Raw genomic sequence first — 1,796 nt, 5'->3', positions numbered from 1 at the left:
ACGGCGCCCTGGCGGTGCCCGGCAGCCATGGCGTGGCCGCGCAGGTGAGCGCGCTGCTGCGCCAGGCTGGTCGCCCTGATCGGGACTATCGGCTGATCGAGGCGGCGCGCGGCGGCTTCGCCCGCATCGACGACCCGTTGCGCGAGTTTATCCTGCGCAGCGAGCGGGCCAGCGGTCTGCTGCTGGAGCCGGTCTACACCGGCAAGGCGTTAATGGCGTTGCGCCAGTATGTCGAGGGCGGTTACCTTGCCCGCGGCAGTCGCCTGATCTTCGTCCATACCGGCGGTCTGCAGGGGCGGCGCGCACTGATGGGCGCCGCCGCCGACTACACTGCGGTCTGACCAGCGGAGCCTGGAATCCCCCATGAGTGAACCTCTCCACCCCGAACAGCTGCGCAGCCTGACCCCGCTCAACGTGCTGTCCGACCAGCAGTGGCGCGAGTTGCGCAGCCAGTTGGTGCCGCAGCCCCTGCTGGCCGGCCAACTGCTGTTCCGCCAGGGCGATCAGGCGCGCATGACCTACTACCTGCTGGCGGGCGAGCTGCAGTTGCAGGGCGCCGACGGCCAGGTGCAGCGTCTGCGGGCCGGCAGCGAGGCCAGCTGCCATCCCTTGTCGCCCAGCCTGCCGCGGTTGCACGAGGCGCGCGCGCTGAGCGACGTCAGCGTGCTGGCCATCGACAGCGCCACCCTGGATCGTTTGCTGACCTGGCGCCTGGCCTACCAGGACCTGCTGCTGGCGCTGCAGCAGAGCGGCGCGGACGTCGAGTGGCTGGAGCGCCTGCTGGACAACCCGCTGTTCGCCAAGGTGCCGCCGGCCAACGTGCAGAACATGCTCGGCCGCCTGCAGCGCGTCCAGCTCCAGGCCGGCAGCCGCGTGCTGGAGGAGGGCGCGGCGGGCGATTGCTGCTTTTTCCTCGAAAGCGGCCGTGCCGAGGTGATCCGCGGCGCCGGTGGCGATAGTCAGGTGCTGGCCGAGCTGGAGGTGGGCGCCTGTTTCGGCGAGGAGGCGCTGCTGGCCGACCGGCCGCGCAACGCCACGGTGACCATGCTCGAGGACGGCAGCGTGCTGCGCCTGGATCGCCAGGAGTTCTTCGCCCTGCTCAAGGCACCGGTGGTGGCCGAGGTGTCCCTCGGCGAAGCGGCGCGCCTGCTGGCCCAGGGCGCGCAGTGGCTGGACGTGCGCCTGCTCGAGGAATACCAGCAGGCGCATGCGCCGCAGGCCCTGCACATGCCGCTGCAGCTGTTGCGCCTGAAGGCGCGTCTGCTGGACAAGGCGCGCACCTACCTGTGCTACTGCGACAGCGGCAAGCGCAGCGCCAGCGCGGTGTTCCTCCTCGCGCAGCTGGGTTACAGCGTCTACGCCCTGCGCAACGGCCTCGATGGCCTGCCGGCGGTGCAGCGCGACGCCCTGCTGTGCGAGAGCGGCGCCGGCTACCTGGCGCGTTCGGGCGGGCGCATCGAACGTAGCCGCTGAGCTGAAGGCGGGGCGGTTGCGGCGCGCATGCAATCCGCGGAGGGCCGCAACCTGTCCCGGATTGCAGCCGGGCTACGGCCTGTCGACCGCCTGGGGCTCGGCCTGGCCCGGCCACTGGTCGCCGACCAGAAAGATCCGCTGCACTTCCTGCCAGCTGCCGTCAGCGGCTTCTTCCAAACTTACCAGTAACTGCGCGCCGGCCTGTGCCGGCAGGGCATCCAGCCATTGCTGCAGGCGTTCGCCCGACCAGCGCTGCTCGGCGTCCACCCGCGCCGGGGCCAGCCAGGCCAGGCGCGGCAGCGGCTGCCAGACGCTCGGCGGCT

Annotated in this window: 2 protein-coding genes and 1 pseudogene; 2 read left to right on the top strand and 1 reads right to left on the bottom strand. The window is 71.3% G+C overall.

Annotated elements, in window-relative coordinates:
- Positions 1 to 341: pseudogene (locus N878_RS29120) on the top strand (1-aminocyclopropane-1-carboxylate deaminase); the annotation flags it as partial.
- 22 nt (positions 342 to 363) lie between these two features.
- Positions 364 to 1,473 (top strand): cyclic nucleotide-binding domain-containing protein, encoded by a 1,110-nt coding sequence (locus tag N878_RS19400; RefSeq protein WP_021445220.1) that lies wholly within the window; start codon positions 364 to 366, stop codon positions 1,471 to 1,473.
- Between the two features lie 72 nt (positions 1,474 to 1,545).
- Here the strand turns inward: N878_RS19400 and N878_RS19395 are convergent.
- A partial coding sequence (locus N878_RS19395) for a DUF1853 family protein (RefSeq protein WP_031303529.1) occupies positions 1,546 to 1,796 on the bottom strand: 251 nt, incomplete at its 5' end.

Origin of the sequence: Pseudomonas sp. EGD-AK9 (genome assembly GCF_000465935.2) — a bacterium.
GTDB lineage: Bacteria > Pseudomonadota > Gammaproteobacteria > Pseudomonadales > Pseudomonadaceae > Aquipseudomonas.
This window is presented reverse-complemented; position numbering and strand designations above follow the sequence as displayed.

What these genes read in the sequence shown, in the direction of transcription:
- N878_RS19400 (WP_021445220.1), top strand. Translation starts at nt 364, where the DNA reads ATGAGTGAACCTCTCCACCCCGAACAGCTGCGCAGCCTGACCCCGCTC.